The 26,406-nt window shown below is 72.6% G+C and carries 26 protein-coding genes and 1 pseudogene; 15 read left to right on the top strand and 12 right to left on the bottom strand.

Annotated features, from left to right (window positions below):
- Positions 1-337: 337 nt before the first annotated feature.
- A complete protein-coding gene (locus FM076_RS14610) occupies positions 338-3,562 on the top strand; it encodes a sacsin N-terminal ATP-binding-like domain-containing protein (protein WP_173870978.1) in 3,225 nt (1,074 codons plus the stop codon).
- A 30-nt stretch (positions 3,563-3,592) separates the two neighbouring features.
- Here the strand turns inward: FM076_RS14610 and FM076_RS14605 are convergent, their stop codons facing one another.
- Positions 3,593-4,948 (bottom strand): hypothetical protein, encoded by a 1,356-nt coding sequence (locus FM076_RS14605; protein WP_173870976.1) that lies wholly within the window; start codon positions 4,946-4,948, stop codon positions 3,593-3,595.
- A 257-nt stretch (positions 4,949-5,205) separates the two neighbouring features.
- On the opposite strand from FM076_RS14605, the gene FM076_RS14600 reads away from it, so the two are divergent.
- Positions 5,206-5,442 carry a hypothetical protein gene (locus FM076_RS14600; protein ID WP_173870974.1) on the top strand — a complete coding sequence of 79 codons (237 nt, stop codon included), beginning with the start codon at positions 5,206-5,208 and terminating at the stop codon, positions 5,440-5,442.
- 66 nt (positions 5,443-5,508) lie between these two features.
- Here the strand turns inward: FM076_RS14600 and FM076_RS34635 are convergent, their stop codons facing one another.
- Together FM076_RS34635 and FM076_RS14595 are read right to left on the bottom strand one after the other, a co-directional pair.
- Entirely contained in the window at positions 5,509-5,634 is a 126-nt protein-coding gene (locus FM076_RS34635; protein ID WP_274598805.1) for a hypothetical protein, read from the bottom strand.
- 61 nt (positions 5,635-5,695) lie between these two features.
- Positions 5,696-5,950, bottom strand: a complete 255-nt coding sequence (locus FM076_RS14595; RefSeq protein WP_430625939.1) for a DUF2530 domain-containing protein — start codon at positions 5,948-5,950, stop codon at positions 5,696-5,698.
- 207 nt (positions 5,951-6,157) lie between these two features.
- Here FM076_RS14595 and FM076_RS14590 point away from each other — a divergent pair, with 207 nt between their 5' ends.
- On the top strand, positions 6,158-7,630 hold the full coding sequence (locus FM076_RS14590; RefSeq protein WP_173870971.1) for an NCS2 family permease: 1,473 nt from the start codon (positions 6,158-6,160) through the stop codon (positions 7,628-7,630).
- A 20-nt stretch (positions 7,631-7,650) separates the two neighbouring features.
- Here the strand turns inward: FM076_RS14590 and FM076_RS14585 are convergent, their stop codons facing one another.
- Positions 7,651-7,881, bottom strand: coding sequence for a hypothetical protein (locus FM076_RS14585; RefSeq protein ID WP_173870969.1), 231 nt, complete (start codon positions 7,879-7,881; stop codon positions 7,651-7,653).
- Between the two features lie 314 nt (positions 7,882-8,195).
- Here FM076_RS14585 and FM076_RS14580 point away from each other — a divergent pair, with 314 nt between their 5' ends.
- From FM076_RS14580 to thpR, 3 genes are all read left to right on the top strand, one after another.
- Positions 8,196-8,573, top strand: a complete 378-nt coding sequence (locus FM076_RS14580; RefSeq protein WP_173874742.1) for a MarR family winged helix-turn-helix transcriptional regulator — start codon at positions 8,196-8,198, stop codon at positions 8,571-8,573.
- Positions 8,574-8,605: 32 nt separating this feature from the next.
- Positions 8,606-10,150: an MFS transporter gene (locus FM076_RS14575; protein ID WP_173870967.1), complete on the top strand. Its 1,545-nt coding sequence runs from the start codon at positions 8,606-8,608 to the stop codon at positions 10,148-10,150.
- A gap of 91 nt (positions 10,151-10,241) precedes the next feature.
- Positions 10,242-10,826: an RNA 2',3'-cyclic phosphodiesterase gene (gene thpR / locus FM076_RS14570; RefSeq protein WP_173870966.1), complete on the top strand. Its 585-nt coding sequence runs from the start codon at positions 10,242-10,244 to the stop codon at positions 10,824-10,826.
- Positions 10,827-10,967: 141 nt separating this feature from the next.
- On the opposite strand, the gene FM076_RS14565 is transcribed toward thpR, so the two are convergent.
- From FM076_RS14565 to FM076_RS14550, 4 genes are all read right to left on the bottom strand, one after another.
- The gene (locus FM076_RS14565) at positions 10,968-11,966 is read right to left on the bottom strand and encodes an aldo/keto reductase (protein ID WP_173870964.1); all 999 of its coding nucleotides are present in this window, start codon (positions 11,964-11,966) and stop codon (positions 10,968-10,970) included.
- Positions 11,967-12,017: 51 nt separating this feature from the next.
- The gene (locus FM076_RS14560) at positions 12,018-12,716 is read right to left on the bottom strand and encodes a TetR-like C-terminal domain-containing protein (RefSeq protein WP_173870962.1); all 699 of its coding nucleotides are present in this window, start codon (positions 12,714-12,716) and stop codon (positions 12,018-12,020) included.
- A 375-nt stretch (positions 12,717-13,091) separates the two neighbouring features.
- A complete protein-coding gene (locus tag FM076_RS14555) occupies positions 13,092-14,411 on the bottom strand; it encodes a hypothetical protein (RefSeq protein WP_173870960.1) in 1,320 nt (439 codons plus the stop codon).
- A gap of 93 nt (positions 14,412-14,504) precedes the next feature.
- Complete coding sequence (locus FM076_RS14550; RefSeq protein ID WP_173870958.1) at positions 14,505-15,182, bottom strand: GDSL-type esterase/lipase family protein; 678 nt, start codon at positions 15,180-15,182, stop codon at positions 14,505-14,507.
- Between the two features lie 58 nt (positions 15,183-15,240).
- On the opposite strand from FM076_RS14550, the gene FM076_RS14545 reads away from it, so the two are divergent.
- A complete protein-coding gene (locus tag FM076_RS14545; RefSeq protein WP_173870956.1) occupies positions 15,241-16,275 on the top strand; it encodes a hypothetical protein in 1,035 nt (344 codons plus the stop codon).
- A gap of 262 nt (positions 16,276-16,537) precedes the next feature.
- Here FM076_RS14545 and FM076_RS14540 read toward each other — a convergent pair whose 3' ends face one another.
- A complete protein-coding gene (locus FM076_RS14540) occupies positions 16,538-17,350 on the bottom strand; it encodes a TetR/AcrR family transcriptional regulator (RefSeq protein ID WP_173870955.1) in 813 nt (270 codons plus the stop codon).
- Between the two features lie 111 nt (positions 17,351-17,461).
- Here FM076_RS14540 and FM076_RS14535 point away from each other — a divergent pair, with 111 nt between their 5' ends.
- The 3 genes from FM076_RS14535 (at position 17,462) to FM076_RS14525 (ending at position 19,874) form a co-directional block, all read left to right on the top strand.
- Positions 17,462-18,613 carry an ATP-binding cassette domain-containing protein gene (locus tag FM076_RS14535; protein WP_173870953.1) on the top strand — a complete coding sequence of 384 codons (1,152 nt, stop codon included), beginning with the start codon at positions 17,462-17,464 and terminating at the stop codon, positions 18,611-18,613.
- Positions 18,610-19,503: an ABC transporter permease gene (locus FM076_RS14530; protein ID WP_173870950.1), complete on the top strand. Its 894-nt coding sequence runs from the start codon at positions 18,610-18,612 to the stop codon at positions 19,501-19,503. Before FM076_RS14535 ends, FM076_RS14530 begins: the two co-directional genes overlap by 4 nt.
- A 233-nt stretch (positions 19,504-19,736) precedes the next feature.
- The gene (locus FM076_RS14525; protein ID WP_173870948.1) at positions 19,737-19,874 is read left to right on the top strand and encodes a hypothetical protein; all 138 of its coding nucleotides are present in this window, start codon (positions 19,737-19,739) and stop codon (positions 19,872-19,874) included.
- 225 nt (positions 19,875-20,099) lie between these two features.
- On the opposite strand, the gene FM076_RS14520 is transcribed toward FM076_RS14525, so the two are convergent.
- Entirely contained in the window at positions 20,100-20,906 is an 807-nt protein-coding gene (locus tag FM076_RS14520) for a hypothetical protein (protein WP_243274498.1), read from the bottom strand.
- 56 nt (positions 20,907-20,962) lie between these two features.
- Positions 20,963-21,418 (bottom strand): NUDIX domain-containing protein, encoded by a 456-nt coding sequence (locus FM076_RS14515; RefSeq protein ID WP_173870946.1) that lies wholly within the window; start codon positions 21,416-21,418, stop codon positions 20,963-20,965.
- Positions 21,419-21,538: 120 nt separating this feature from the next.
- Here FM076_RS14515 and FM076_RS14510 point away from each other — a divergent pair, with 120 nt between their 5' ends.
- On the top strand, positions 21,539-22,291 hold the full coding sequence (locus tag FM076_RS14510; RefSeq protein WP_173870944.1) for a UTRA domain-containing protein: 753 nt from the start codon (positions 21,539-21,541) through the stop codon (positions 22,289-22,291).
- A gap of 89 nt (positions 22,292-22,380) precedes the next feature.
- Here the strand turns inward: FM076_RS14510 and FM076_RS14505 are convergent.
- Positions 22,381-22,565 (bottom strand): annotated as a pseudogene (locus FM076_RS14505) (hypothetical protein); the annotation flags it as partial.
- Positions 22,566-22,688: 123 nt separating this feature from the next.
- Between FM076_RS14505 and FM076_RS14500 the strand changes: the two are divergent.
- From FM076_RS14500 to FM076_RS14485, 4 genes are all read left to right on the top strand, one after another.
- Entirely contained in the window at positions 22,689-23,942 is a 1,254-nt protein-coding gene (locus FM076_RS14500; protein WP_173870942.1) for a helix-turn-helix domain-containing protein, read from the top strand.
- A gap of 98 nt (positions 23,943-24,040) precedes the next feature.
- Entirely contained in the window at positions 24,041-24,316 is a 276-nt protein-coding gene (locus FM076_RS14495; RefSeq protein ID WP_173870940.1) for a hypothetical protein, read from the top strand.
- A 343-nt stretch (positions 24,317-24,659) separates the two neighbouring features.
- Positions 24,660-24,896, top strand: a complete 237-nt coding sequence (locus tag FM076_RS14490) for a hypothetical protein (protein ID WP_173870938.1) — start codon at positions 24,660-24,662, stop codon at positions 24,894-24,896.
- A gap of 284 nt (positions 24,897-25,180) precedes the next feature.
- Positions 25,181-26,353, top strand: coding sequence for a helix-turn-helix domain-containing protein (locus FM076_RS14485; protein ID WP_173870936.1), 1,173 nt, complete (start codon positions 25,181-25,183; stop codon positions 26,351-26,353).
- The last annotated feature ends 53 nt before the right edge of the window (positions 26,354-26,406 follow it).

Below are 26,406 nucleotides of genomic sequence, written 5' to 3'. Positions count from 1 at the left end.
GGCAAGGCGCGGGCGCCGGGAGGCCGCCGGCCCAGGAGCGCTCGGCGGGCCATCGTCGGGTCCGGCCCGCCCGGAGTCCTCCCCGGTCAACTCCTCCACCTCGCCGGGGGTCCTCCTCGGCGAACTCCTTCACTTCGCAGGGCTCCTCCTCGCCGGGCTCCTCCCTCGCCGGGCTCCTCCGCCAGAGGGGGCCCGCCCCCGCGGCTCCCTCCGGGGCGGGGCCCGTCGAGCGGCGGTGGGTCGCGTGGTGGTGTGCCGTAACCTTCCCTCTCGCCCCGTTCGCGGGGACGACGGGGACGGACGACGCACGGACGCGAGCGCCGAGGAGGCCGGTGGGGTGAGGGACACGTTCGGGACCGAGCGGTTGCGACGGAGCGTGCTGGAGGCGTGGACGGCGTCCGCGGCGCGGTTCCGCGAGGACGCCAACGCCGAGCAGGACCTGGCGCTGGGCGGCTACCGCGACCGGCTGGTGGTCGAGCTGGCCCAGAACGCCTCCGACGCCGCGGCCCGCGCCGGGGCGCCCGGCAGCCTGCGGCTCACCCTGGGTGCCGACGGCACGCTGACCGCCGCCAACACCGGCCGGCCGCTGGACGCCGCGGGTGTCGAGTCGCTGTCCACCCTGCGCGCCTCAGCCAAGCGGGACGAGGCGGACCGGAGTGCCGTGGGCCGCTTCGGCGTCGGCTTCTCCGCGGTCCTCGCCGTCACCGACGAGCCCGCCGTCGTCTCCCTCACCGGGGACGGGCCGGAGCGGGTGGCGGAGGGCGTGCGCTGGTCGCTGGCCGAGGCCCGCGAACTGGCCCGGCGGGCCGCGGCTTCCAGCCCTGGCCTGGCCGAGGAGCTGGACCGCAGGCAGGGTCCCTCGGGACCGCACGTTCCGCTGCTGCGGCTCCCGCTGCCCGCCTCGTACGACAGCTCCGTGGTGCCCGCCGGGTACGACACCGCCGTGCTGCTGCCGCTGCGCGACGAGGCGGCGCGCGAGCTGGCCCGCGGTCTGCTGGCGGCCGTGGACGACGCGCTGCTGCTCGCCCTGCCGGGGCTGGCCCGGGTCGTCGTCGAGACGGAGGACGGCGCGGTCCGCACGCTGACCCGGTACGAGGACGGCCCCTTCGTGCGGATCGAGGACTCCGGGGCGGGCACCACCCGCTGGCGGATCGCGCGGGACAGCGGCGTGGCCGACCCCGCGCTGCTCGCGGACCGTCCCGTGGAGGAGCGGGAGCGGCCCGCCTGGTCGGTGACGTGGGCGGTGCCGGTGGACGAGGCGGGGGTACCGTCCGGACCCCGTACGGCCGCGTGTGTGCACGCGCCCACCCCTACCGACGAACCGCTGGGCTTCCCCGCGCTGCTGCTGGCCTCCTTCCCGCTGGAGCCCTCCCGGCGCCATGTGGCCCCCGGTCCGCTGACCCGGTTCCTGCTGGAGCGGGCCGCCGATGCCTACGCGGCGCTGCTGCGCGACTGGCACCCCGTCTCCACCGGCACCCTGGACCTGGTGCCGGGGCCGCTGGGCGGCGGGGAACTGGACGGCGAGTTGCGCGCCCTGGTTCTCGAACGCCTCCCCGAGGTGCCGTTCCTGGCCGCCGCGGCCACCCGGAAGGACGAGGAGGGCGGAGAGGGCGGCGAAGGCGGCGGGGAACCCTACGCGCTGCGGCCGCGCGACGCCGAGATCATCGAGGGCGCGGGCGCCGCCACCATCGCCGTGCTCGCCGAACTTTTCCCCCACCTGCTGCCCGCCGGGCTGGAGCGCCGCACCGAACTGCGCCTCCTGGAGGTCACCCGGGTTCCGCTGGGCGAGGCCGTGGACCGGCTCACCGGCGTCGAGCGGGAGCCGGACTGGTGGCGGCGGCTGTACGACTCGCTCGCCGGTGTCGACCCCGAACGGCTGACCGGGCTGCCGGTGCCGCTTGCCGACGGCCGCACCGCCGTCGGGCCCCGCCATGTGCTGCTGCCGCTGCCGGATGGTGCCGTCCCGCCCCGGAGGCTGGCCCGCCTCGGTCTGAAGGTGGCGCACGCCGAGGCCGCCCACCCGCTCCTGGAGAAGCTGGGCGCCACCCCCGCCACACCGCGCGCCGTGCTGACGACCCCGCAGGTGCGGGCCGCGGTCGCGGCCTCGCTGGACGCGGAGGAGGCGTGGGAGGACGCAGAGGACGCAGAGGAGGGCGCGGAGGACGGGGCGGGCTCGGGGCCTCTGGGTCCGGAGGAACTGGCCGAGACCGTTCTCGGCCTCGTCCGCGACGCCCACCTGGCCCCCGGTGACGAACCGTGGCTGGGCGCCCTCGCGCTGCCGGACGAGGACGGGGAGCCGGCGCCCGCCGCCGAACTCGTCTTCCCCGGCAGCCCGTTCGAGAGTGTGCTGCGCGAGGGGGAGCTGTCCGCGTGCGACCCCGGACTGGCCGAACGCTGGGGCGAGCAGCCGCTGACCGCCGTCGGCGTGCAGGCGGGCTTCGCGCTGGTGCGGGCCGAGGACGTCGTCCTGGACCCCGACGGCTTCGAGCCGCGCGACGGCGACTGGCCCGAGCCCGACGACCCGGGCCTGCTGGACGCCGTGGACGTGTGGTGCGAGGACGTCCTCGACCACCTGGCGGCGGACGCCGGTGAGGAGGCCCTGTCCGTGCCCCCGGTCGCCGTCGAGCTGGTGGCCGTGCGCGATCTGGACCTGGTCGACGACGACCGCTGGCCCGAGGCGCTGGCGATGCTGGCCCGGCCGCCGCTGCGGGACGCGCTGACCGCGCCGGTGCGGGTGCGGCTGGGCGACGGCACCGTCGCCGGGGTGCGCCCGTACACCGCCTGGTGGCTGCGCGGCCACCCCGTGCTCGACGGCCGCCGCCCGGCCGGCCTCCGGGCGGCCGGCGGCGACCCGCTGCTGCGCGGCCTGTACGAGGAGGCCGACGCGGGGGAGGTCACCGACGACGGCGTCCTGCGGGCGCTCGGCGTCCGCACGACCGCCGAGGCGCTGCTGGCCGAACCGGGCGGCGCCGCCGAACTGCTGGCCCGGCTGGCCGATCCCGGCCTGACCGTCGAACCGGCCCAGCTGCACGGCCTCTACACGCTGCTGGCCTCGGCCGGGCTCGACCCGGCCGAGGTGACGCTGCCCGACGAACTGCGCGCCGTACGGGAGGGGGCGACGGTCGTCGTGGACGCGGCGGACGCCGTGGTGGCGGACGCCCCCGACGTCCTGCCGCTGCTCGCGGACCGTACGCTGCTGCCGGTCGCACCCGCGTACGCGCGGGAGCTGGCGGCGCTGCTGGAGGTACGGCTCGGCAGCGAGGCGGCCGGGCGGCTGGTGCCCGAGGCGGCGGGGGAGGAGCGCGTGGTCCCGGCCGCCGTGCGTCAGCTGCTCCCCGGGGCCCCGGACCGCTACCGCGAGCACGAGGAGCTGGTGATCGCGGGCGTGGACCTGGACTGGCGCCGCACCCCCGACGGCACCCTGCACGCCGCCACCCTGGAGGGCCTGGCCTCCGCCCTCGCCTGGTCCGCGGGGGCCTGGCCCCGGCGGTTCGAGGTGAGCGCGCTGCTGGAGGACGCGGGCAGGGCCGAGGAGCTGGCCCGGGCCCGCTGGTTCGACTGAACCGGCGTGCGGCCCGGGCCCGGCGGCGTCTCAGCCCCTGGTGCTGTAGACGGCGGCCAGCGGGCCGGGCATCGAGGAGCTGCCGCTGATGTCGTCGGCGCCCAGGTACAGCCGGCCCGCCGCGTATTGGACGCGGGAGTCGCCGATCTCGAAGGAGGTCTCCGTCTTGTAGGCGGAGCCCTCGTTGCGCAGGAGCGGCTTCTTCTTCAGGGTGGCCGCGTCGACGCGCCACACGGCGCCGCCGGTCTCGCTGTACGTGCCGGCCTCCTGGTAGGCCAGCACGTCGCCGTTCCCGTCCAGGCCGATGGGTGCCAGCGCCCCGTCCTCGGTGCCGGGCACGCTGCCCTTTTTCCGGCCGGTCCCCAGATCGAAGGCGACGATGTCGTTGTCGGCCGGCGAGCCCGGCTTCAGCGGCTTCCGGGTGCCCAGGTACAGCGCGTCCGCCCGCTTGCTGACGGCGACCTGCCGGCAGTCGGTGACCTCCGTGGAGGCGCACTCGGCGCTGTACTTGCCGTACTTGCCGCCCTTGGCGCCGATCCGGCCCCGCAGCGTCGCCCGCGGCTTGCTGTCGTCCACCGACAGGAACGCGCTGATGCCCGAGCCGCCCTGGGCGTGGCCGTCGTCCACGGCGAGCACCAGCGGGTCGGCCGACACCACGTGCACGTACTCCGTCCCGGCGGGCGCGGAGAAGGCGGAGGCGGCCTTGCGGGTGCGCGGGTCGAGCGTGAGGACCTGGAGCCGGGGGGCGTCCGTCGTCCCGCAGTCCCGTACGGCGATCAGCTTCCGGCCGCCGCCCGCGTACCCCTTCTCGTCGCAGCGCCCCTCGAACGAGCCCCACACCTGGCGACCGCCGACCGTCCACCCGGCGCTGCCGCTGGTGCCGGTGGCGGCGACCGTGCCGCCGCCGATGGTGACCTCGTCGAACATCGCGGCGGAACCGTCGTCCAGTGCCCGCTTGTGCCAGCGCATTTTCCCCTGCTCGAGGTCGATGAGGCCGACCTCGGTGCAGACCGAGGGGTCCTCCTTGTCGTTCTCGTAGACGACCGCGACGAGACCGTCCTGGGTGGGTTCGGGGGAGGACCAGCAGATTTCGCCGGACAGCGGCACCGTCCATTGCGGTCTGCCGCCGTCCAGCGGATATCCGACGACCTTCTTGAGGTCGGCCTTCACGAAATTCTTGTCGGTCGTCCACATTCCCATCGCGCCGGCCATCTCGTCGACCTTCGCCATCGGCACCTTGTGCGCCAGCTTCGCCTCGGGTGCGGACGCGGAGCCGGCCGCGTCGCCCCCGTTCGCGCCGTCCTGGCTTTCCGGGCCGCAGCCGCCGACCACCAGCGTGGCCGCCACGGCTGCCGCGGCGAGGACCGACGTACGGGAGCGGGACATAGGAGTTCTCCTTCGGGGTAACAGCGGATTCGTGCGCCGGGGAATTCTTGCCGTATTGCCGCCGGAATTTCAACCCGGCTTTTCTTTCCCGGAGTTCAGTTCAAATGTCCCGGAGATTATTTGCGGGGAATTCCGGTGGCGGCCCGCATTGCGCACCGCTCAAACGGCTGCGCACCGGGTGGCTGAGGCGGGGGACGGGCGGGCCGCGGCGGGGTAACGATGTGCTCGCCCTTCCCCCACCGATCGAGGAGAGCGCCATGCCCGTCTGCGAGGTCTGCGACAACGACTACCCCCACACCTTCGAGGTCCGTGCCGCCGGGCAGGTGCACGTGTTCGACTGCCTGGAGTGCGCGGCGCACAAGATGGCGCCCGTCTGCGAGAACTGCGGCTGCCGCATCCTGGGGCACGGCATGGAGTCGAACGGCCAGTACTTCTGCTGCGCCCACTGCGCCCGCGCCCAGGGCCGTACGCAGCTCGCCGACAGCGCCCCGTGACAGGAGGGCGCCCCGTGACAGGCAGGCGCCCCGCGGCAGGAGCCGGTCACCCGGGGCGCCCGGCAGTCAGGCGGTATGCACCCAGGTGGGATGCCTCAGCAGCGCGTTGATGCCGCCGCGCGGCTCGGCGTGGACGAGCGGGAAGCGGCCGGCTTCCTCGGTGGGCCGCGCCGCGCGGACCTCGCGGCGCACCGTCCTCGCGGTGCACGCGCCGCCGCCCGCGCGCTCCGGCGGTGTGCCCAGGGGGCGGGTCTCAGTGGTCCTGGCCGGCCCGCCGGATGGCCTTGTCGCGCGCCCTGACGTACCAGATGCCCACGCAGCCCAGGCCGGCGCCGGCGGCGCAGGTCCACAGCCACCAGGTGTGGCCGTGGTCGTCGAACCAGCCGTAGAAGGGGAGTTGGGCGAGGAAGAGAACGAGCCAGGCGAGGGTGCCGGTGACGATGGTGGCGACGACGTTGCCCTCCAGCGGCTCGGGGGCCTCGCGCTCGCCGTTGGTCCACTTGTCCATGAGGCCCATCGCCGTGGCTCCCTCGTCTCCTGGTGCGTATGGGTCCCAGCCTAGCGAGGGGTGCCGGAGGGGCGGGGGGCGGAGTTGGCGATCAACCGGTTCGTCTGTTCATACTGAACCCGGCTGGATATGGCTGGTTTGTTTCGTTGGAACCTCCAAGCTGATCCAGTAGCCACTCCTTACGCCGCCACGTATCCGAGGTCACGCATGTCCGCTTCGGCCAGCCCGGTCGATTCCCAGGGGACTCCCCAGGGGCCCCCGCCCGTTCCCCCCTCCGCACTGAACCGCTTTTTCGGGATCTCGCAGCGCGGCTCGACCGTGAGCCGGGAGATCAGGGGCGGGCTGGCCACGTTCTTCGCGATGGCGTACATCATCGTGCTGAACCCGATCATCCTCGGCGCCGGCACCGACAAGTACGGTCACCAGCTCGACAACGGCCAGCTGGTGACCGCCACCGCGCTGATGGCGGGACTCACCACGCTGCTGATGGGCGTCATCGGCAACGTCCCCATCGCGCTCGCCACGGGCCTGGGCATCAACGCCGTGGTGGCGCTCCAGCTGGCGCCGAAGATGAGCTGGCCGGACGCCATGGGCATGGTCGTGCTGGCCGGGGTCGTGCTGATGATCCTGGTCGCCTCGGGCCTGCGGCAGCGCGTCATGGACGCCATCCCGAACGGGCTGCGCCGGGCCATCGCCATCGGCATCGGCCTGTTCATCTCGCTGATCGGCCTGGTGGACTCGGGCTTCGTCACCCGGAACCCGGACTCCGCGCACACCTCCGTCCCGCTCGGCCTCGGGACCGGCGGTCAGCTCCAGGGCTGGCCGGTGCTGGTGTTCGTGCTCGGGCTGGTCCTGATGTTCGTGCTGACGGTGCGGAAGGTGCGGGGCGCCATCCTCATCGGCATCGTGGCCATGGCCGTCCTCGCCATCGTCATCAACGCGCTCGCCGAGATCCCGGACGCGGCCTGGGGCCTGTCGGTGCCCTCGGTGCCGGACTCGGTCGTCGGCACCCCCGACTTCGCGCTGATCGGTGACATCAGCCTGCTCGGCGGCTTCCACGAGGTGGGCTGGCTGACCGGCTGTCTGTTCGTCTTCACGGTGCTGCTGTCGGGCTTCTTCGACGCGATGGGCACGATCATCGGCGTCGGCGAGGAGTCCGGACTGGCCGACGCGCACGGGCAGCTGCCGCGGATGGGCCGCATCCTGTTCCTGGACGGGGTCGGTGTCGCGGCCGGCGGTGTGGGCTCCTGCTCGGCCAACACCTGCTTCGTGGAGTCCACGGCCGGTGTCGGTGAGGGGGCGCGCACGGGTCTGGCCAACGTGGTGACCGGCGGGCTCTTCCTCCTCGCGCTGGTCTTCACCCCCCTCGCGAAGGTGGTGCCCTCCCAGGCGGCGACCCCCGCGCTGCTCGTCGTCGGCTTCCTGATCATGGCGTCGAACGTGCGGGACATCGACTGGGGCGACTCCTCGGTCGCCATCCCCGCGTTCCTGACGATCGTCTCGATGCCGTTCACCTACAGCATCACCAACGGCATCGGCATGGGCGTCATCGCCTTCATCGTGCTGCGGGCCGCCTCCGGCCGGATACGCGAGGTGCCGTGGCTGCTGAACGCGGTCGGGCTCTGCTTCCTGGTCTACTTCCTGCTGAACCCGATCGAGCAGGCGCTCGGCGTCAGGTAGCGCGGACCGCGGCCGGCTCCCTACGCGGAGCGGCCGTAGAAGCGCTCCGTCTCCTCGACGGAGGCCCTGAAGCGTTCGTCGAAATCGTCGCGGACGAGCGTTTGGACCACGTAGTCCTGGACGCTCATTCCGCGTTTGGCGGCGTGGTCGGCCAGGCGCTCCAGCAGGGCGGCCTCCACCCGGAGGCTGAGCACCTGCGAGTCGGGCCGCTCGTGGTGGTCGTCGTCGCACGGCGGAGTCGGGCTGTTCATACGACCACGGTCCGAACCCGCCCCGCCCGCTGTCCCAAAAACGTGTCCGGTCTCACTCGTACGTGTGAGCCCCCGCCGTGTAAACCAGTGGTCTTTAGACGGAGTAATGAGCTAGCCTAATGACCATGTCGGAACAGCTTCCCGCCCCGCGGCTCGCGGACGGGTCCCAGCCGGGTGTGCTCGACCCCCTCGACGAGGCCAAAGGCCCCACCGGGGCCGCGCACGAACAGGCCGACGCCGCCGGACGGCCCGGGCGGGCCGAAGAGGCCCAAGGGGCCGACCAGGACGCCGTCAACGCGCTGAGGGCCGGAGTGATGCGGCTCTCCCGCCGCCTCAAGCACCAGCGGGTGGACGAGTCGCTGAGCCCCACCGAGATGTCGGTGCTCGGCACCCTCGCCCGCTGCGGTTCGGCCACCCCCAGCGAGCTGGCCCGCAAGGAGCACGTGCAGCCGCCCTCGATGACCCGGATCGTCGCGATGCTGGAGGCCAAGGGGCTGGTCCGGCTGGAGGCGCACCCCGAGGACCGCCGCCAGAAGGTGGTCACCCAGACCGAGCAGGCCGAATCCATGCTGGCCGCGGCGCGCGCGAAGCGGAACGCCTGGCTGAGTGAACTGGTCCAGCAGCTGGACGAGGACGAGTGGGCGACGCTGAGCGCCGCCGCACCGGTACTGGAGAAGCTGGCGCACTTGTAAGGAGCACGACCGAGAACAGGAGGCGAAGCCGCTTGAGTACGGGCCACGGAGCACACTCCGCACCCGCACCATCCGCAGCCCACGACACCACCCCGCACCCCCACCCCCGGCAGCAGGCCCACCGGACGAGCCCCCGGCGGACGCGGCCCGACGCCCCGCACGGACCCGGCGCGAGCACCGCGGCCGGCGAGACCGGCCCACGCGAGAGCGGCCCACGCGAGGCCGGCGCAGGCGAGGCCGGCGCACGCGAGAGCGGCGCCGGGGCCGAGCGGCACCCGGACCCCTCTCCGGACGCCCCCGCGAAGACCTCGATGTTCGCCTCGCTGCGGATCCGCAACTACCGCCTCTTCGCCCTCGGACAGGCCGTCTCCAACACCGGTACCTGGATGCAGCGCATCGCCCAGGACTGGCTGGTGCACAGCCTCACCGGCTCCGCCACCGCCGTCGGCATCACCACCGCCCTCCAGTTCCTGCCCATGCTGCTGTTCGGGCTGTACGGAGGCGTGATCGCCGACCGCTGCACCAAGCGCAAGCTCCTCTTCCTCACCCAGTCCGCCATGGGCGTCACCGGCCTGGTGCTGGCCGCCCTCACCCTGACCGGCCACGTCGAGGTCGCACACGTCTACGCGCTCGCCTTCGTCCTGGGCCTGATCACCGTCGTCGACAACCCGGCACGCCAGACCTTCGTCTCCGAGATGGTCGGCCCCGCCCAGATCCGCAACGCCGTCTCGCTCAACTCCGCGAACTTCCAGAGCGCCCGGCTGGTCGGCCCCGCCGTCGCGGGCGTGCTGATCTCCGCGGTGGGCGGCGGCTGGGCGTTCCTGATCAACGGCCTCTCCTTCGCCGCGCCCCTCATCGGGCTGCTGCTGATGCGCACCTCCGAGCTGCACACCAGCAAGCCCGTGGAACGCGGCAAGGGGCAGCTCCGCGAGGGCCTGCGCTATGTGAAGGGGCACCCTGAACTGCTGTGGCCGATCGTGCTGGTCGGCTTCATCGGCACGTTCGGCTTCAACTTCCCCATCTGGCTGACCGCCTTCACCGGGGACGTCTTCGACGCGGGCGCCGGCACCTACGGCACCCTCAACTTCCTGATGGCCGTCGGCTCCGTGGCCGGCGCGCTGCTGGCCGCCCGGCGCGGACAGTCCCGGATGCGGCTGATGGCCGGGGCGGCGCTCGTCTTCGGCGTCCTGGAGATGGTGGCCGCGCTCTCGCCCTCCTCCTGGCTCTTCGCCGCCCTGATGGCGCCGATCGGCCTGGCCGGGCTGACGTTCAACGTCACCGCCAACTCCAGCGTCCAGCTCGCCTCCGACCCCGCGATGCGCGGCCGGGTGATGAGCCTGTTCATGATGGTCTTCGTCGGCGGCACCCCGATCGGCGCCCCCATCATGGGCTGGATCACCGACGCCTGGGGCGCGCGGGCCGGCTTCGCCGCCGGGGGGCTCGTCTCGGCCGGGGCGGCCGTCGCCGTGGCCCTCGTACTGGCCCGTATCGCGGGCCTCCGCCCCACCGTCGGCCTCCGCGGCCGCCAGCCTTACCTCCGGTTCGTCCCCCGCGAAAAGGCGACGGAGCCCGCCTGATCCTTGGCGCGGCTGGCACGGCTGGCACGGCGCCGCCGCCGGGCGCGGGCATCCCGCACGAGGGGGCCCGCGCCGTGGCAGGCTGCCTCGTATGAGGCTGTTCGCTGCGGTGTGGCCGCCCCGCCAGGCGGTGGGGGAACTGGACGAGGCGGTGGAGTCCCTCAGGGGCCTGCCCGGCGCGGAGCGCCTGCGGTGGGCGGCACCCGACGCCTGGCACTTCACGCTGAGCTTCTACGGAGAGGCCACCGAGGACCAGGCGCGTGCCCTCGGCACACGCCTGGCCCGTGTGGCGGCCCGCACCACCGCCCCGGTGCCCTGCCGCCTGTCCGGCGGCGGCCGCTTCGGGGACCGCACCCTGTGGGTGGGCCTCCACCGGGAGGACTCCGACGTGGCGGCGCTGAAGAAGCTGGCGGCGGCCACCACCGCGGCCGGCCGCCGCGCGGACCTGCTCCCGCCGGACGTGCCCGCCTCGTTCCACCCGCACCTCACCCTGGCCCGTGCGAAGGGCCGCGGGGCGATCGATCTGCGCCCGTACGTCGAGCGGCTGGCGCCCTTCCGGGGCTCCGGCTGGATCGCCCGCGAGCTGCTCCTGGTCCGCAGCACCCTGCCGGCGGGCGGCGTCCCGGGCGAACGGCCCCGCTACGAGCCGCTGGAGCGCTGGCCCCTGGGCCCGTGACGGGACCGCCGTGCGCCCCGGTTACCGTTGTCGGCGTGAACGCGAAGACCAGAATGCGCATTGTGACCGGTGTGCTGGTGGCGCTCTTCGCCGTGGTCGTGCTGGCCTCGGCGCTCCAGGGGCACTGACCGGCCGGGGTCCTCACCAGGCGAAGGCCTCCGGTGCGGGACCGGGCCCGGGGAAGATCTCGTCCAGCGAGGAGAGCAGGTCCGCGCCGAGTTCCAGTTCGACGGCGCGCAGCGCCGAGCCGAGCTGCTCGGTGGTGCGGGGGCCGACGATGGGGCCCGTGACGCCGGGCCGGGTCAGCAGCCAGGCGAGGGCGACCTCGCCCGGCTCCAGGCCGTGCTTGCCGACGAGGTTCTCGTACGCCTCGACGCGGGCGCGTACCGCCGGGTCCTCCAGCGCGGTGGCCGCGCGGCCGGACGCGGTGCGTCCGCCGCCGCCCTCGCGGACCTTGCGCAGCGCGCCGCCGAGCAGTCCGCCGTGCAGCGGGGACCAGGGGATGACCCCGAGCCCGTACCCCTCGGCGGCCGGGATGACCTCCATCTCGGCGCGCCGCTCGGCGAGGTTGTAGAGGCACTGCTCGCTGACCAGGCCCAGCGAGCCGCGCCGGGCGGCGGTCTCGTTGGCCTGCGCGATGTGCCAGCCGGCGTGGTTGCTGGAGCCGACGTAGAGGACCTTGCCCTGCTGGACGAGGACGTCCATGGCCTGCCAGATCTCGTCCCAGGGCGTGTCGCGGTCGACGTGGTGGAACTGGTAGAGGTCGATGTGGTCGGTGCCCAGGCGGCGCAGGCTGGCCTCGACGGAGCGGCGGATGTTGAGGGCGGAGAGCTTGTCGTGGTTGGGCCAGGGGGTCTCGCCGTCGCCCCCCATGAAGGCGTAGCCCTTGGTGGCCAGGACGGTCTTGTCGCGCCGCCCCTCGCCCTTGGCGAACCAGCTGCCGATGATCTCCTCGGTGCGGCCCTTGTTGTCGCCCCAGCCGTAGGCGTTGGCCGTGTCGAAGAAGTTGACGCCCGCCTCCAGCGCGGCGTCCATGATCGCGTGGCTGTCGGCCTCGTCGGTCTGGGGCCCGAAGTTCATGGTGCCGAGAACGAGCCTGCTGACCTTCAGTCCGGTGCGTCCGAGCTGCGTGTACTCCATGCCGTAACGCTAAGCGCCTTGAGTGCGCTCGAAGCAAGCCGGTGGGCGGCCTCAGTCGCGTCCTGACGCGCCCCCGCCGTCCCTGCCGGCCGCCTCGCCCGCGCTGTCCGGGCCGCTCTTCCCGCCCGCGCCGCCCGCGCCGCCCGTGCGGAACACCCCGTGGACGGCGGCCAGGTAGGCGGCCTCGGCGCTGGTGCGGGCGAGGTCGTCGTCGATGGGCCGGCGGGTGATCAGTATCCGGTAGTAGAACGGGGCGCCGAGTGCCGCGATGACCTCCTCCGCGTCGGTGTCCGCGGGGATCTCGCCCCGCCGCACGGCCCGCTCCAGCAGGACCGAGACCAGCCGGATGCGGGCCGAGAACGCCTCGCGGAGCACCTGTTCGGCGCCCGGTTCGCGGAGGGCGGTGATGACGAAGCCCTCGACGAGGTGGCGGTTGCGGGGCGCCGAGTAGAAGTCGGCGATCGCGTGTGCGAGGGCGTGCAGGTCCTCGTGCAGGGTCCCGGTGTCGGGGAGGGGGATGCTGCTGGCGCTGTACTGGCTCACCAGGTCGCACAGAACGCCCTCGACGGTGCGCCAGCGGCGGCGGATCGTCGCGGCGTGCACACCGGAGTGCTGGGCGAGCCGGTCGATGGTGAGCGAGGCGAAGTCCCTGGTCTCCAACTCCTCCCAGGCCGCGTTCAGGACGGCGGTGCGGGTGCGGGCGGTCCGCCCTCCGGGGCGGGTGGCTCCGTGCGGTCGTGGCTCGGTCATGGGCGCGCTGTGGTTCCCCGCGTTGCGTTGAGGATGAGGTTCCGGTTACTGTCCTACCAGTTAGTGCGCGTCAGCGCGCATTAGTCGGGGGATGTGAACGCCCCGTGGCGCGCGGTGACGAACCGCCGTACACGGGGCGTTCGCGATATCCGCGACCTCCACGGCGCACACGGCCTTCACGGCGTTCTCGGCGCTCACGGCGGTCTCGGCGTTTCCGGCAACCATGATCGCCAGTGTGGCGCACGGGACGGTCGCGGTGGCCGTCGAGGCCCGGTTCCGGCGTGAATATGGCGTCTTGTGACGGGATTTCGTTGTATGCGACGGATGGGGCCCGAGTCTGGACGGGCAGGACGGGCAGGACGGGCTCGGGTCCGCTCAGGACGTGCCCGCCGGTGCGCGGTGCGGCCACGAGGGAACGAGTGCGCGCAGGTGGCGGAGTGCGCGCAGCTCACCGGGGGAGGGGCGCTCACTCCGTGCGTGGCGCGCGCCCAGCGCCCGCAGCGGCTCCAGCTCGCCCAGCGAACCGAGAGCCGTGTGCAGGCCCTCCAGCGGGCCCCCCAGCGAGGGCAGCAGGACGGGTGACTTGACCGCCACTCCGCGCCCGTGGTCGTACCCGGCGTGGAAGACCATGTGGTCGCCCGAGTCCACCCGGACCTTGAGCCTGATGTCCACCCTTCCCTGTCCTCCGGGCGGAAGGTCCCCCCACGCCTCGCGGGACGTGGTGACCTCCAGCGTGTGGTGCAGCATCGTGTGGTGCTGCCCGGCGCTCACGGAGCGGGTCATGGCGGGGGACTTGTGGAGGGGGCCCACGGCCTTGCCCGCCGCGTTCCGTTCCCGCACCTCCACCCAGGAGGTGAGCACCGAACCGGAGGCCCGGGGGTTGCGCGGTCTGCAGAGGCGGCCGTAGGCGCCGGCCCTGTTGCAGGTGGTCGCCTCCGCGTCGACGGTGATCCGCAAGGACGCGTACCCCAGCGCCCCGACGGCCCCCACCCGGGTGCGGGTGTTCATGGGTTCGGCCGTGGTGCCGGGGGCCAGCAGCAGGTCGCCGTCGGCGGTGGGCCGGGCCCAGGTCGTCGAGTCGCCGCTCACGCGGGTGCCGTTGACGCTTCTCTCGCCCTCCAGCCGGACCGTCATGCCCCGCGCGGTCGCCGTGCTGTGCGCGGAGGCGCTCAGCCCGCAGGTGTAGGTGCCGTCCGCGCGGGCGGTGAGCAGGGCGCGGATGACGGGGTTCCGGTGCGGCTCCTTCGGGGTGAGGTTCGCGCCGTCGTGGGCCCTCAGCGCCTGGCGGCCGTCCGGACCGGTGCAGATGAGCGCCAGCGTGGTGCCGATGTTCGTGGGCCTTCCCGTCCCCCAGGCGCCGACGGCGAAGCGCAGGGCGGGGGTGTCGAGGGCGAGTTTCTCCCCGGCGCGCAGGTCGAAGCGGGTGGCGGAGACGGCACGCAGGGGTGCGGAGCGCCGCTGCACGGGAAGTGCCAGTCCTGCCGCCTCCCGGGTCTCCGGATCGGGCACCGCCGTCCGGACGGGGGCTGCGGGTGCGGCGGGGGCGCCGGTGAGCACGGCGGCGAGGGTGGTGGCCAGCGTGGTGGCGAGGGCCGCGGCGAGCGCGGCGGCGGAGCGCGGGGCGGCAGGCCGGGGTGCCCGGGGCGTGCGGGCCGTCCGGTTCCCTCGGGGTGACCGGCGGGGGAACGGCTTCATGGCGGGACGGTCCTTTCCGGAGTGCGGCGCGGGCGCGCGGGTGCGGTTCGCGTCCGGGATGTGACCGTATCGGCGTTTGAGCGTTTTATGCGGCTAATCCGACGGTGCGACACGGTACGGCCCACCCACGGCCCACGCCTGGTGGAGCGCGTCGGCGAACGCGGCGGCCATCCGGTGCTCCCCCTCGGCCGAGGGGTGGGTGCCGTCGTAGGTGTCCCTCTCCAGCGACCAGTCGGGCGGTACCGAGGCGAGCAGCAGCGGGGAGCGCGGCTCGGACAGGTCGGCCAGCGCCTTGGCCAGCAGGGTGTTGAAGCGCGCGCAGGCGGCGGCGAAGGACGGGTCGGTCGCGGCCCGGATGTTGGGGATGACCGGCAGCACCACGCCCCGCAGGAGCGGATCGGCGGCGCGGGCCTCGGCCCAGAACGACTCGACGTTGGCGAGGGTCTGCTCCGGGTCGGTGTAGAAGCCGAGGTCTATCAGTCCCAGTGAGACCAGCAGGGTGTCGGGCCGGTGTGCCGCCACCGTCTCGCGCACGACCCGCGCCATGTGCAACCAGCCCTCGCCCCAGCCCGCCAGGTGGGCGCGGGCGTGCGCGGGGAAGTCCGCGTCGGCGTAGGCGTGCGATCCCTCGTGCAGCGCGGTGCGCGGGCCGACGATGTGGGGGCTGCCGTCGGGGAGCGTGCGCGTCAGGTGCTGCCACATCCGGTAGCGCCAGGTGTGGTCGCCGGCCGCCCCGATCGTCATGGAATCGCCGACGAAGAGGATGCGCATGCGCACATCCTGGTGGACGGTGCGCCGACACGCACCGTGATGCTGGACACTTGGGCTCATGTCTGTGCGAGTGCGTGTGTCCGCGGTGGGGCTGTGTGGGCTGTGTCTGGCCGGAGCGGTGTCGGTCGCGGGGGCGGTGGCCACTCCCGCCGCGGCGGCGGACGAGCCGCGGGGGTTCACCATCCGGGACCCCCGGATCACCGAGTCCAGCGGCCTGGCCGCCAGCCGCGCCCACAAGGGCGTCTACTGGACGCACAACGACTCCGACGACGGCCCGTACGTGTACGCCGTGGACGGCCGCACGGGGAAGACGGTCGCCCGGGTCACGATGCGCGGCATCGACCCGCGCGACGTGGAGGCGGTCTCCGTCGGCCCGGACGGCGACGTGTACGTCGGCGACATCGGCGACAACCTGGACGGCTCCTGGTCCGAGGTGTGGATCTACCGCTTCCCCGAACCCGGGCGGCTGCGCGGCGAGATCACCGTCACGCCGACCCGCTACACCGTCAGGTACGCGGACGGCCCCCGCAACGCCGAGTCGCTGATGGTGCACCCCAAGACGGGCCGGGTCTACATCGCGAGCAAGAGCGACAGGGGCAAGGGCGGCGTCTACGCGGGGCCGGAGCGGCTCGTCGCCGGGGGCGTCAACACCTTCACGCGGGTCGCCGGCATCGACTTCGAGGCCACCGACGGTGCGTTCTCGCCCGACGGGACGCGGCTGATCCTGCGCGGGTACTTCAGCGGGTACGCCTACCGGTGGCAGGACGGCAGGCCGAAGAAGATCGGCTCCGTAGCGGTACCGCTGCAGCGGCAGGGCGAGTCGGTGACCTTCGCGCCCGACGGACGGACGCTGATGTTCGGCTCCGAGGGGAGCGGCAGCGGCGTCGAACCCGTACGGCTGGACGGGGAGGCGGCACCGGAGTCCGCCGCGGGCCGCGACGCGTCAGGGCCCGGACACCAGGGGGATGGTGCCTCGGGCACCTCCGGCCGCTCGGACGACAACCGCGCGCTCGGTGTCGGCGCCGCCACCTTCGCCGTCGCCCTCGGCCTCTGGTGGGGCCTGCGCCGCCTCTTCCGCCGCCGCGGCGACTGATGCCGCCTCGCAGCGGCGACCGGCGCCGCCTCGCAGCGGCAATTGACACCTCCGCCGCCGCGGCTGACGCCGCCTCTTCCGCCGTGCGGTGACCAAGCCGCTTCTGCCGTGCGGTGACTGAGGCTGCTTCTGCCGTGCGGTGACTGAGGCGGCTTCTGCCGTCCGGCGACTGAGGCGGCTTCCGCCGCAGCGGCCGAGGCTGCTTCCGCCGCGGTGCCCGAGGCTTCCGCCGCTGGGGTGGCCGACGCGCCCCGCCCCGCCCTCAGCCGTCCATACCGCCCTCAGCCCAGCCGTCACCACCCGCCGGCCGGCGCTCTTCGACGAGGCGCTGGTAGCCGTCCAGGAGGGCGCGGACGGCGAAGCGCATGGTGGTGACGGCGTCGGTGGCGAAGGAGTCCTCGGGGAGGGCGGCGAGCCGGTGGAGCCCGCCCTCCTGGATGCCGCGCACCATGTAGGGCTCCTGGGTGCGCCAGAACTCCTCGTCGCTGACGCCGGTCTGCTGCGCCGCCTGCTGGTGCAGCACGTGGGAACGCGCCGCGCCGAGCACCAGGTTGTCGAGGCCGACCAGGACGCCGATCTTCTCCTGGCCGCTGAGCGGCAGCCCCTCCAGCGCGGCGAGCGCGAAGTCGAGCCCGGCCATCGAGTGCGGGCCCAGGACCGGCCGGGCCTGGTTGACCTGGATGAGCCAGCTGTGCGTCGTGTACAGCTCCCAGGTCTGTTCGGCCATCAGCTCCAGCGTCTCCCGCCAGGTCCGCCCCCGCCGCAGGTCCAGCTCGTCGGGGGGCGTCTCGACGTGGTCGACCATCAGGGCGACGAGTTCGTCCTTGCCGGGCACGTAGCGGTAGAGGGACATCGTGCCGACGCCCAGTTCACCGGCGAGCCTGCGCATGGAGAGGGCGGCCAGTCCCTCGCGGTCGGCGAGGGCGACGGCGGCGGCCACGATCCCGGTGAGCGTCAGCCCCGGTTTGGGTCCGCGCGCGGGCCGGTCCCGTCCGGTGCGGCCCCACAGCAGGTCGAGGCTGCGGACGAGACGGGCCAGACCGGTGTCGCGGTCCCCGGGGTGCTCTGTCGTCATGGTGCGGCCATCGTAGGAGACCCCGGCCGGCGGAATTCCCTTGCGCGCAACTGCGTAGGCTGTACGCTTTTTCATCTGGGTACAGCGTACCCAGATACAAGGAGGGGATCGATGCCCGTACCGAAGCCGGTACCCGCACCCGCACCGGCAGCAGCACCGCGCTCACCGTCAGCACCGCACTCACCGTCCCGCACCGCCACCGCGCCCTCGTACGCCGTCGTCGCGGAGGGACTGACCAAGTCCTACGGCGGCAAAAGGGCCCTCGACGGCCTCGACCTCGCCGTCCCCCGCGGCATCGTCTACGGGCTGCTGGGCCCGAACGGCGCGGGCAAGACCACCACCGTCCGCGTCCTGACCACCCTGGCCCGGCCCGACGGCGGCCGGGCCACGGTCGGCGGCCACGACGTGCGCCGCCGGCCGCGCGCCGTGCGCCGCAGGATCGGACTGACCGGGCAGCACGCCGCCGTGGACGAGATCCTCACGGCCCGGCAGAACCTGGAGATGTTCGGCCGCCTCTTCCACCTCCGCCCGGACCGGGCCCGGCGCCGCGCGGCCGAACTCCTCGACCAGTTCGGCCTCACCGACGCCGCCGACCGCCAGCCGCGGGGCTTCAGCGGCGGCATGCGGCGCCGCCTCGACCTGGCCTCCAGCATGATCCTCGCCCCCGAGGTGCTCTTCCTCGACGAGCCGACCACCGGGCTCGACCCACGAGGCCGCAGTGAGGTGTGGGAGGCGGTGCGCGGCCTGACCGAGCGGGGCACCACCGTGGTGCTGACCACCCACTACCTCGACGAGGCCGACAAGCTCTCCGACCGTATCGCCGTCATCGACCGGGGCCGCAACGTCACCGAGGACACCCCCGCCGGACTCAAGCGGGCGATCGGCGGCGACCGCGTCGAGGCAGTGGCCGCCGAGTCCCGCGACCTGCCCGCCGTCACGGCGGCCCTCGCGCGGGTCGCCCTCGACGGCACCGAGCCGGAGACGGACCCGGCCGGGCTGCGGGTCAACGCGCCCGTCGCCGACGGGGTGCCCGCCCTCACCGAGGTGGCCCGCGCCCTCCAGGACGCGGGCATCACCGTGGCCGACCTCGGCCTCCACCGCCCCACACTCGACGAGGTCTTCCTGACCCTGACCGGCGGCCGGGGCGCCGGCGGCGCGGGGAGTGGGGAGCCCGAGCGGAACGGGGAGAGCGGGGAGAGGACGGAGAACGGGGAGAGCGGGGAGCCCGAGGAAAACGGAGAGAGGACGGAGGCCGCCCGATGAACACCGTGGAGACCGCACACGAGGAGACGCGGCGGACCGCGTCGGAGGAGATCCGGGACGCCGCCCACGAGGGGGCCGTCTGCGTGGAGGAGGGTGTCGGCCGGCGGCTGTACTGGGCGGCGGCCGACTGCTGGACCATCGTCCGCCGCGACCTGACCCACCTGGCCAAGCAGCCCTCCCTCATCGCCTGGCAGCTCGGCTTCCCGCTCGTCTCCGTCCTGCTGTTCGTCTACGTCTTCGGCAGCGCCATGGACGTCGGTGAGGGGGTCGCGTACGAGGACTACGCCATGCCCGGCATGTTCGCCATGACGATGGCCTTCGGCTTCATGAACACGGCCATGGCCGTGGTCGTCGACAAGGAGCGCGGCGTCACCGACCGCTTCCGCTCCATGCCGATGGCGCCGTCCGCCGTCGTCACCGGGCGCGGCGTCTCCGACGTGCTGCACGCGGCGCTCGACCTGGCGGTACTGGGGGCCATCGCCCTCGTGGTCGGCTGGCACTCGGAGGGCAGCCCGCTCGCCACCCTCGCGGCCTTCGCACTGCTGCTGTGGCTGCGGTTCGCGCTGATCTGGGTCGGAGTCCTCCTCGGCCTGCTGGCCAGGAACCAGGAGACGGCGGGCAACCTCTTCGCCGTCGCCTTCCCCTTCGGCATGATCTCCAGCGTCTTCACCCCGCCCTCCGCGATGCCCGACTGGCTGGGCGCCGTGGCGCTGTGGAACCCCGTCTCGGCCACGGCCAACGCGGTCCGCGAACTGTTCGGCAACCCGCTGCCGACCGGCGGCACCTGGATCGAGGACCACGCGCACCTGATGGCCGTGGCCTGGCCGCTGGCCCTGACGGCCGTCTTCCTCCCCTTGGCCGTACGCCGGTTCCAACGCCTCGGCAGATGAGGGCTCGGGAGGTGAGGGCTCGGTCGATGAGACGTCGGTTGATGAGACCTCGGCTGATGAGGCCGAGCGCACTGGGGGTTGGGGCGGATGGGTGCTGCTCGTGGACCTGGCCGGCGCCGTGGCCCGGTAGACGGGGCAGGTGGTGCCGTGAGGCCTCCGCGCGTCGGGGCCGCCGCCGCGTCACTCGATCAGGTCGGGGCGTCCGGAGCTGTGTTGTCGGGGTCGAGGCCTGCGTGGCGGACGGGCTCGGGTTCCTGGATACGGACCTGGGACCTGCTCTCGCCGTGACGGCCTGGCCCCTGCCGGCCCTCGGCGCCCTCACCGGGCTCGGCGCGCTGGTTCTGACCCTCTGCGAACTCATCGCACGCTGACGCGCCCCTGCCCTCTTCCGGGAGGACAGGGGCGCTCACGCATGTGCGCCGGATGGCGGCCTCAGCAGGTTTCGGCCGGCCTGGCGTTTCAGCTCGCCAGGTCCAAGCTGTCGGGATCGAGGTAGCCGTCCGTCATGAACATCGCGGCGAACGAGCCGGGCCCGTAGCGGCTGTCGAGCCACCGGCACAGGGTGGTCATGCCTCCGCTGATGATCGCGGCGAGGATCACGCTGTGCAGGTCGTCGGACTCGGGCCCGCCGATGTGGTCGAGGAACCTCCGGTAGCGGTATCCACGCCCGTCTCGTACCGGTCCATGGCGGTCAGGTAGGCAGTGTGCTCGTCGCACTGGCCTGTCACTCCGGCGGCCAGGGCGGTGCAGTCGGCGGCATCGAGCTGGCCGGTCACGTCCCGGTAGGCGTACCGGTCCGGCCCGTCCGGTTCGGTGATGCCGTGTTCGCGGGCGGAGGCCCGGGTGATGGCGCGAGCTTCGCGGTCGCAGGCTCCTTCCATGATGACGCCCAGGTTGCGGGTGTGCTCCGTGCCGCGCGGGTCCGGGGCGGAGTAGGTACGGCCCTGGGCCGTCCGGTAGTTGATGCCGTACTGGGTGCGCACCACCGTGCCGTCGCCGCGCAGCTGGTAGCGGCGGAAGGACCCGTAGTGCAGGCAGTCGTGCGCGTAGCCCCTCAGCAGGTCGAGGAGCGCTAACTCGGACCGCGCGGGGAGGGGGCCGCTCATGTCTCCGTAGACGGTGACGAGCGCCATCATCTGGAGATGCCGGTATCCCTGGCCCGGGTGGTGGAACCCTCCGAACGCGCCGGGCCTGGTGGAGTGGTGGGCGACCATGAACCGGTCGAGGGGCAGGAGCTTGGCCAGCCCGAGTGTGGTGTACCGGTCCTGGACGTCGGTGTAGCCGTCCCAGAACGGGGAGCAGTCGATGCCCGCCTTCTGCCACTGGCGGAGCACCTTCGGGAGGGGCTGCCACTGGTGGTCGGGGTGCTGCTGCGCGGCGTACTGGCCGATGTCCGTGCACATGGCGGTCAGTGCGTCGATGAGCGGGCCCGGGTCGCCCGTCAGTGTTTCGCCGGGAGTCAGGCGGGCGTATCGCTGAGGATCAGGTCCCGGTGGGACGGGTGCAGGCCGTCCGGCAGGGATGTTGGGGAGCACCATTGCGCCTCCCAGATTTCCTTGCTGTCGATCTTGAGGGAGCCGCCGACGAACGTCGCCTCGTACACGACCTCGACGCGCAGCCGGTATCCGCTCTTGAGGTGCACGAGACGGCCGACCTTGACCTCCAAGCCGGTCTCCTCGTGCACTTCGCGCACCACCGTGTCGGCGAAGGGCTCGCCCTTGTTGGCGTAGCCGGTGGGCAGGCCCCACGGCCGGTCCTGTGGCCACATGCGGTGGCGGAGCAGGAGGACGCGGCCCTGGTCGTCGCGGACGATGCCGGTGACGCCGACCATGAACTTCGCGTGGGCCAGCCAGAGGATGCGCCATTGCATCCCACCGGCCAGGGCCCGCCATACGCGGGCGATGAGCGTCTTCATGTGCCTGCCTTCCGTTGGTGGAGAGGCGGATCACGATGACGCATCCGGCGTGATCAGCCAAATGCGCTGCGTGACACGCCCTCTCATGGTGGCCTAGTCCACCAGTTGAGGAGGAACCTCGTGAGTCCCGAGATCGACAGGCCACTTCCCCCGTACCTCCAAGTGGTGAGCCACTTGCGCGACCGCATCGTCACCGGCCAGCTGGCCGAGGGCGCGGCCGTGCCGAGCGAACGCCAGCTCGCAGACGAGTGGGGCATCTCCCGAGCCACCGCCACCAAAGTCCTCGGCGTGCTGAGGGCCGAGGGCCTGGTGACCTCCCGTCAGGGCAGCGGCACCGTAGTGACCACCCGCGCCGGCCTCCACCACTCCCCGGCCGATCGCGCCCGCACAGCGCACACCACCGGCCGGATCTACCCGCCGGGCCAGTACGCCAAGATCCTCTCCGCCGGGCTCGCACCGGCAGACGAGCGGGCAGCTGACGCCCTCGGCATCGAGCCGGGCCAGGAGGCGATCCGTCGCCAGCGGGTCACCTGCAACGAGGACGGCCCGGTCTCCGCGAGCACATCCTGGTTCTCGGCGGAGCTGGCCGAGTCCGTGCCACAGCTCCTCGTGGCCGAGCGCATCCCGGGCGGCACGCTGCAGGCGATCGAGGATGCCACCGGGTGGGCCTGGACAGATACGGAGGAGATCATCCACTCCCGCATCGCCACCGACGAGGACGCCGAACTCCTCGACCTCACGGTCCGGCCAGCTGCTCTCCTCGTCGGCTACAACCGGTTCGTTGACGCCGACGACCGGGTCGTGGAGTACGGCGAGTACATCTGCCATGGCGACCGCGCCACCCGTTACACCTCGTCCCGGTCACGCGACTGACCCCTCCCACCCCGGCACGTCATCAGCCCCCACTCCTCACGGAAGTGGGGGCTGATGCGTCCCTCAGACGGCGCCGCCTGGCTGCCACCGGGGCCTCCGCCGCGCCACTCGATCAGTCCGGGGTCGTCCAAGCTATGTCGTCGGGATCGAGGCCGGCGCGGCGGAGGAATTCGAGCAGGTCGGTGGTGTTGTAGGCGCGGCCGAGGATCGCGCCTCGCGCGCGGACGCGGCGTCCGCCGTCCTCGTCGGGCGGGTAGACGACGACCGGTGCCATGGCACCCTCGTGCGTCCAGTTGACCGCACTCGCATCTTGGGAGCTTTCCTTTTACGAGGACGCAGAGTTACGGCCTTACCTCCTATGCTGACAGTGACGAGCTGTTCAGAAAGGGGCAAGGCCGTGTCTGACGATGGTACCCCGGACCCTTACACCGAGCCGCTGGCATTCGGCCAACGCATGCAAATCCTCCGCGAACGCCGTGGCATGCCCCGCACCGTGCTGGCCGGGCTCCTCGGTATGTCGCCGAGCTGGGTCAAGCAGGTCGAGAACGGGCGGCTCAAGACCCCGAAACTGCCGATGATCCTTCGTATTGCCGAAGTCCTTCGCGTTCGGTCGCTGTCAGACCTGACAGGCGACCAGAGCGTGGGGGTGGACCTGTTCACCGGCCCGGGGCACCCACTGCTGCCTGCCGTCGCGGCTGCGGTGAACGCCTACCCGATCAGCAGCACCGGCCAGGAGGCACCGCCCCGCGAGCACGTGGCCGCCAGGCTCGCCCGCGCTTGGACCGCCCGGCATCAGGCAGCGAATCATCGGGAAGTGCTCGGGCAGCTGCTGCCCGACTTGATCAGGGACGCACAACTCGCGGTACGACAGGCTGAGTCCGCTGCTGATAGGCGAGAGGCACAAGCCGTCCTGTCCGAGGTGTACTCGCTGTCGCAGTTCTTCGTGGCCTACCAGCCGGCCGCCTCGCTGCTGTGGCGGGTCGCCGAGCGGAGCATGGTCGCTGCTCAGGAATCCGAGGATCCACATGCCATCGGCGTCGCCGCATGGCTCACGGCCCAGGCCCACCGTGACTCGGGGCCGGCCCACTTCGACGCGGCGGACGAGGTGACCATGGCGACGCTGGAGTATCTTGCTCCGCGCCTGCAAGACGCCACCGACGACGTGCTGGCCATTGCGGGTGCCTTGGAGTTCGAGGCCGGGTACACGGCGGCGCGCCGGGGAGATACGGGGTCCGCGTGGGGCTGGTGGGACAAGGCCCGCGCGAAGGCAGGCGCGCTGCCTGCGGATTATTACCACCCAGTGACCTCCTTCTCGCAGGCCATTATGAGCGCGCACGCCGTCACGGTAGCCGTTGAACTGCATGCAGGCGGGGAAAGCGTGCGGCAGGCCGCCGCTGCCGACGCGACGGCCATTCCCTCCAGGCCGCGCCGCTCGCGGCATCGCATCGAGGAGGCCCGCGGCTATCAGCTGGACGGGCAGCCAGAGGCGGCGCTGGCCACTCTGGACAAGGCGTTCGAGGCTGCGCCCGAGACGATCCGCTACAACGGGTACGCAAGGCGGATCGTCCTGGAGGAGACCGAGGCGAAGAGTCCGGAGCGGCGGCGGCGTGCTTCCGAACTCGCCGTGAAGATCGGCGTACTTGCCGCCTGATTCTCACCAATTCGGGGGGCACACTCTGTGCCCCCTCTCGTGTGCCGCGACTCCTACCGTCGGTGACTACCTGATCACTTACGCCACAAGGGGTCGTCATGGAGGCCGCACAGAAGGGCATCACGCGCCACGAGCGCGGCGCGTACCGGGTCGACGAGCGCACTGAGGGATCGGTGCCGCCTGAACCGCCGTGGACGGGACGGGTGCAGCAGACCCGCCCGGACGGGGCCATGCAGCTCATTACGCACACCGGTTACGAATGGTGGGCCGACCCGCAGCACTTGCGCGAGGCCACTCAGCGGGAGCGGGAGGCCTACGACAGGGACCGGGAGCGCCATCTCGCGGCCGTCCGACCGGTGAGGCCATCGTCATGAGTCGTATGACGCTCCGCGTCTCTCGCGACTCGGGCCGTTCCTGGACCAGGCCGCGTATCGTCCGCGCGGCGATGGTACTGGCGACCACGCGGTGGCCTGTCTGCCGGTGTCCGTGGTGCCGCCGGGAACGGGACGGCCGCCGTGACTGAGCCCGTCCCCGCACGCCTCGCGCTGCACCGGCCCGGCTGGTACGGCACCTGCCCACGCTGCCGAGGCCCGCTGACCGTCCGCAACGACGCGCAGGACGACGGCATCAGACGCATCGGCGCCCGCTGCCGCACCTGCTCGGGCAACAAGACTCCCACGCCGGCCCCGCCGACAAGAACACTGGAGGAACGAGCGGATGAGTGCCGGATGGTGCCAGTGGCACCAGGCCCACGCGGACGACGTCGAGATCATCGACGTCATCGAACGCGGCTCGGGCCCTCCCGCCGCAGCGTCCGCCTGCCTGCCCTGCGCCCGGAACATCCGCGGCATCCCCTACGGCGAGACCGCCCGCGCAGCCGTCAAGGCGTTGGAGGAGCGTGTCGTCCAGGGTGATGTCGTCGGGGTCGAGGCCGGCGCGGCGGAGGAATTCTAGGAGGTCGGTGGTGCTGTAGGCGCGGCCGAGGATCGCGCCTCGCGCGCGGACGCGGCGTCCGCCGTCCTCGTCGGGCGGGTAGACGACGATCGGTGGTGCAGCCATGACACCACCGTGCGACAGGTGCCAGCGGTCGGCACTTCGAGAGGGCTCGTTCGGGTGTGCTGGGAACATCCGGACACGTCAACGGCCCCTACCCACTGAGGAGTAGGGGCCGTGAACATCGCCCCCGGGCCAAGGGAGCGCGTACCGTTCTGAGTGTCTACGTCAGAACGGAGCCCAGTATGCCCGACGACATTGGTTCTCGGCTGCGTGAGATCCGCAAGCGGCGCGGAATGAGCCAGACGGAGCTTGCAGCCGCCGCCGAACTTTCTGTTTCCCTGGTGAGCAAGCTGGAGCAGGGGGAAAAGCGTGACATCCGGTTGGAGACTGCGCACCGCCTGGCGCGAGCACTCGACGTGCCTACCACAAGGCTGCTGAAGGGCGAGACCCACTGGGTGCCGCCCGTGGACGCCGACACATGGCGCCCCGTGGTCACCGCGTTGAAAGCGCCGCCGACGCAACTGCCCGAACCTCCGACGGAGGCGGGAGTTCGCGGCGCCCTGGCGGGCGGGCGCGCGCTGTTCGCGCGGGAACAGTACGACGATCTCGGCCGCATGCTCCCCGCCCTCATCCGGGACGTACAGGCGCTGGAACGGACGACGGGTGCCCGCCGTCTGCGGTACCAGACAATGCAGCTATGCATCTCGTACCTGGGCCAGGTCCGCCAGTACGAAGCCGCCGCCGACGCGGCCCAGCGCGCCCTGGACGCCGCCTCGGACGAACTGGACGGGGGCGCCGCCGTCGTCGCCCAATGCCAGCAGCTGCTCCGCGCAGGCCGACTGGAGGATGCCGCCGAGCTGGCGACGCGGTGGGCCGACGATGTGGAGCCCCGCATGTCGAAGGCCCGTCCGGAAGAGCTGGCTGTGTGGGGCGGCCTGCAACTGCGCGCCGGGGCGGCAGCTGTCCGGGACAACCGTCCCGGCGAGGCCGCCGACGCGCTCAGGCTCGCGCAGATCGCCGCCGTGGGTCTCGGACGCGAGGTCATCACCGGGCCCGACCATCTCCGGCACTTCGGGCCGGTCACGGTCACCCAGCAGAAGGCCGAACACGCGGCCATCCAGCGCCGTCCTGACCGGGTGCTACGCCTACACCAAGCAGTGCGCGACTGGCGCCCCGCCCGGGGCGGCGGCAGGTCCGGCCGCTGCCGCCATCTGCTGGACGTTGCTGACGCGCACCTACGCCTGCACGACGATGCGCGCTGCACGGAGATCCTGCACAGCATCTACGACGAGGCCCCGCAGTGGCTCGTCGCGCAGCGCTACGGACAGGACATCCTCAGCCGGGTGATCGAACGGCGCCGCACCCTGTCACAGGAGATGCGGGACCTCGCCGACGCGATGCGAGTACCGCTCTAACGCTCCGTGATAGTTCGCCCACCCCGCACCCGAAACTGTCATGGTGACTGAGG

The sequence above is a fragment of the Streptomyces albus subsp. chlorinus genome (assembly GCF_013302895.1).
Classification (GTDB): Bacteria; Actinomycetota; Actinomycetes; order Streptomycetales; family Streptomycetaceae; genus Streptomyces; species Streptomyces chlorinus.
This window is presented reverse-complemented; position numbering and strand designations above follow the sequence as displayed.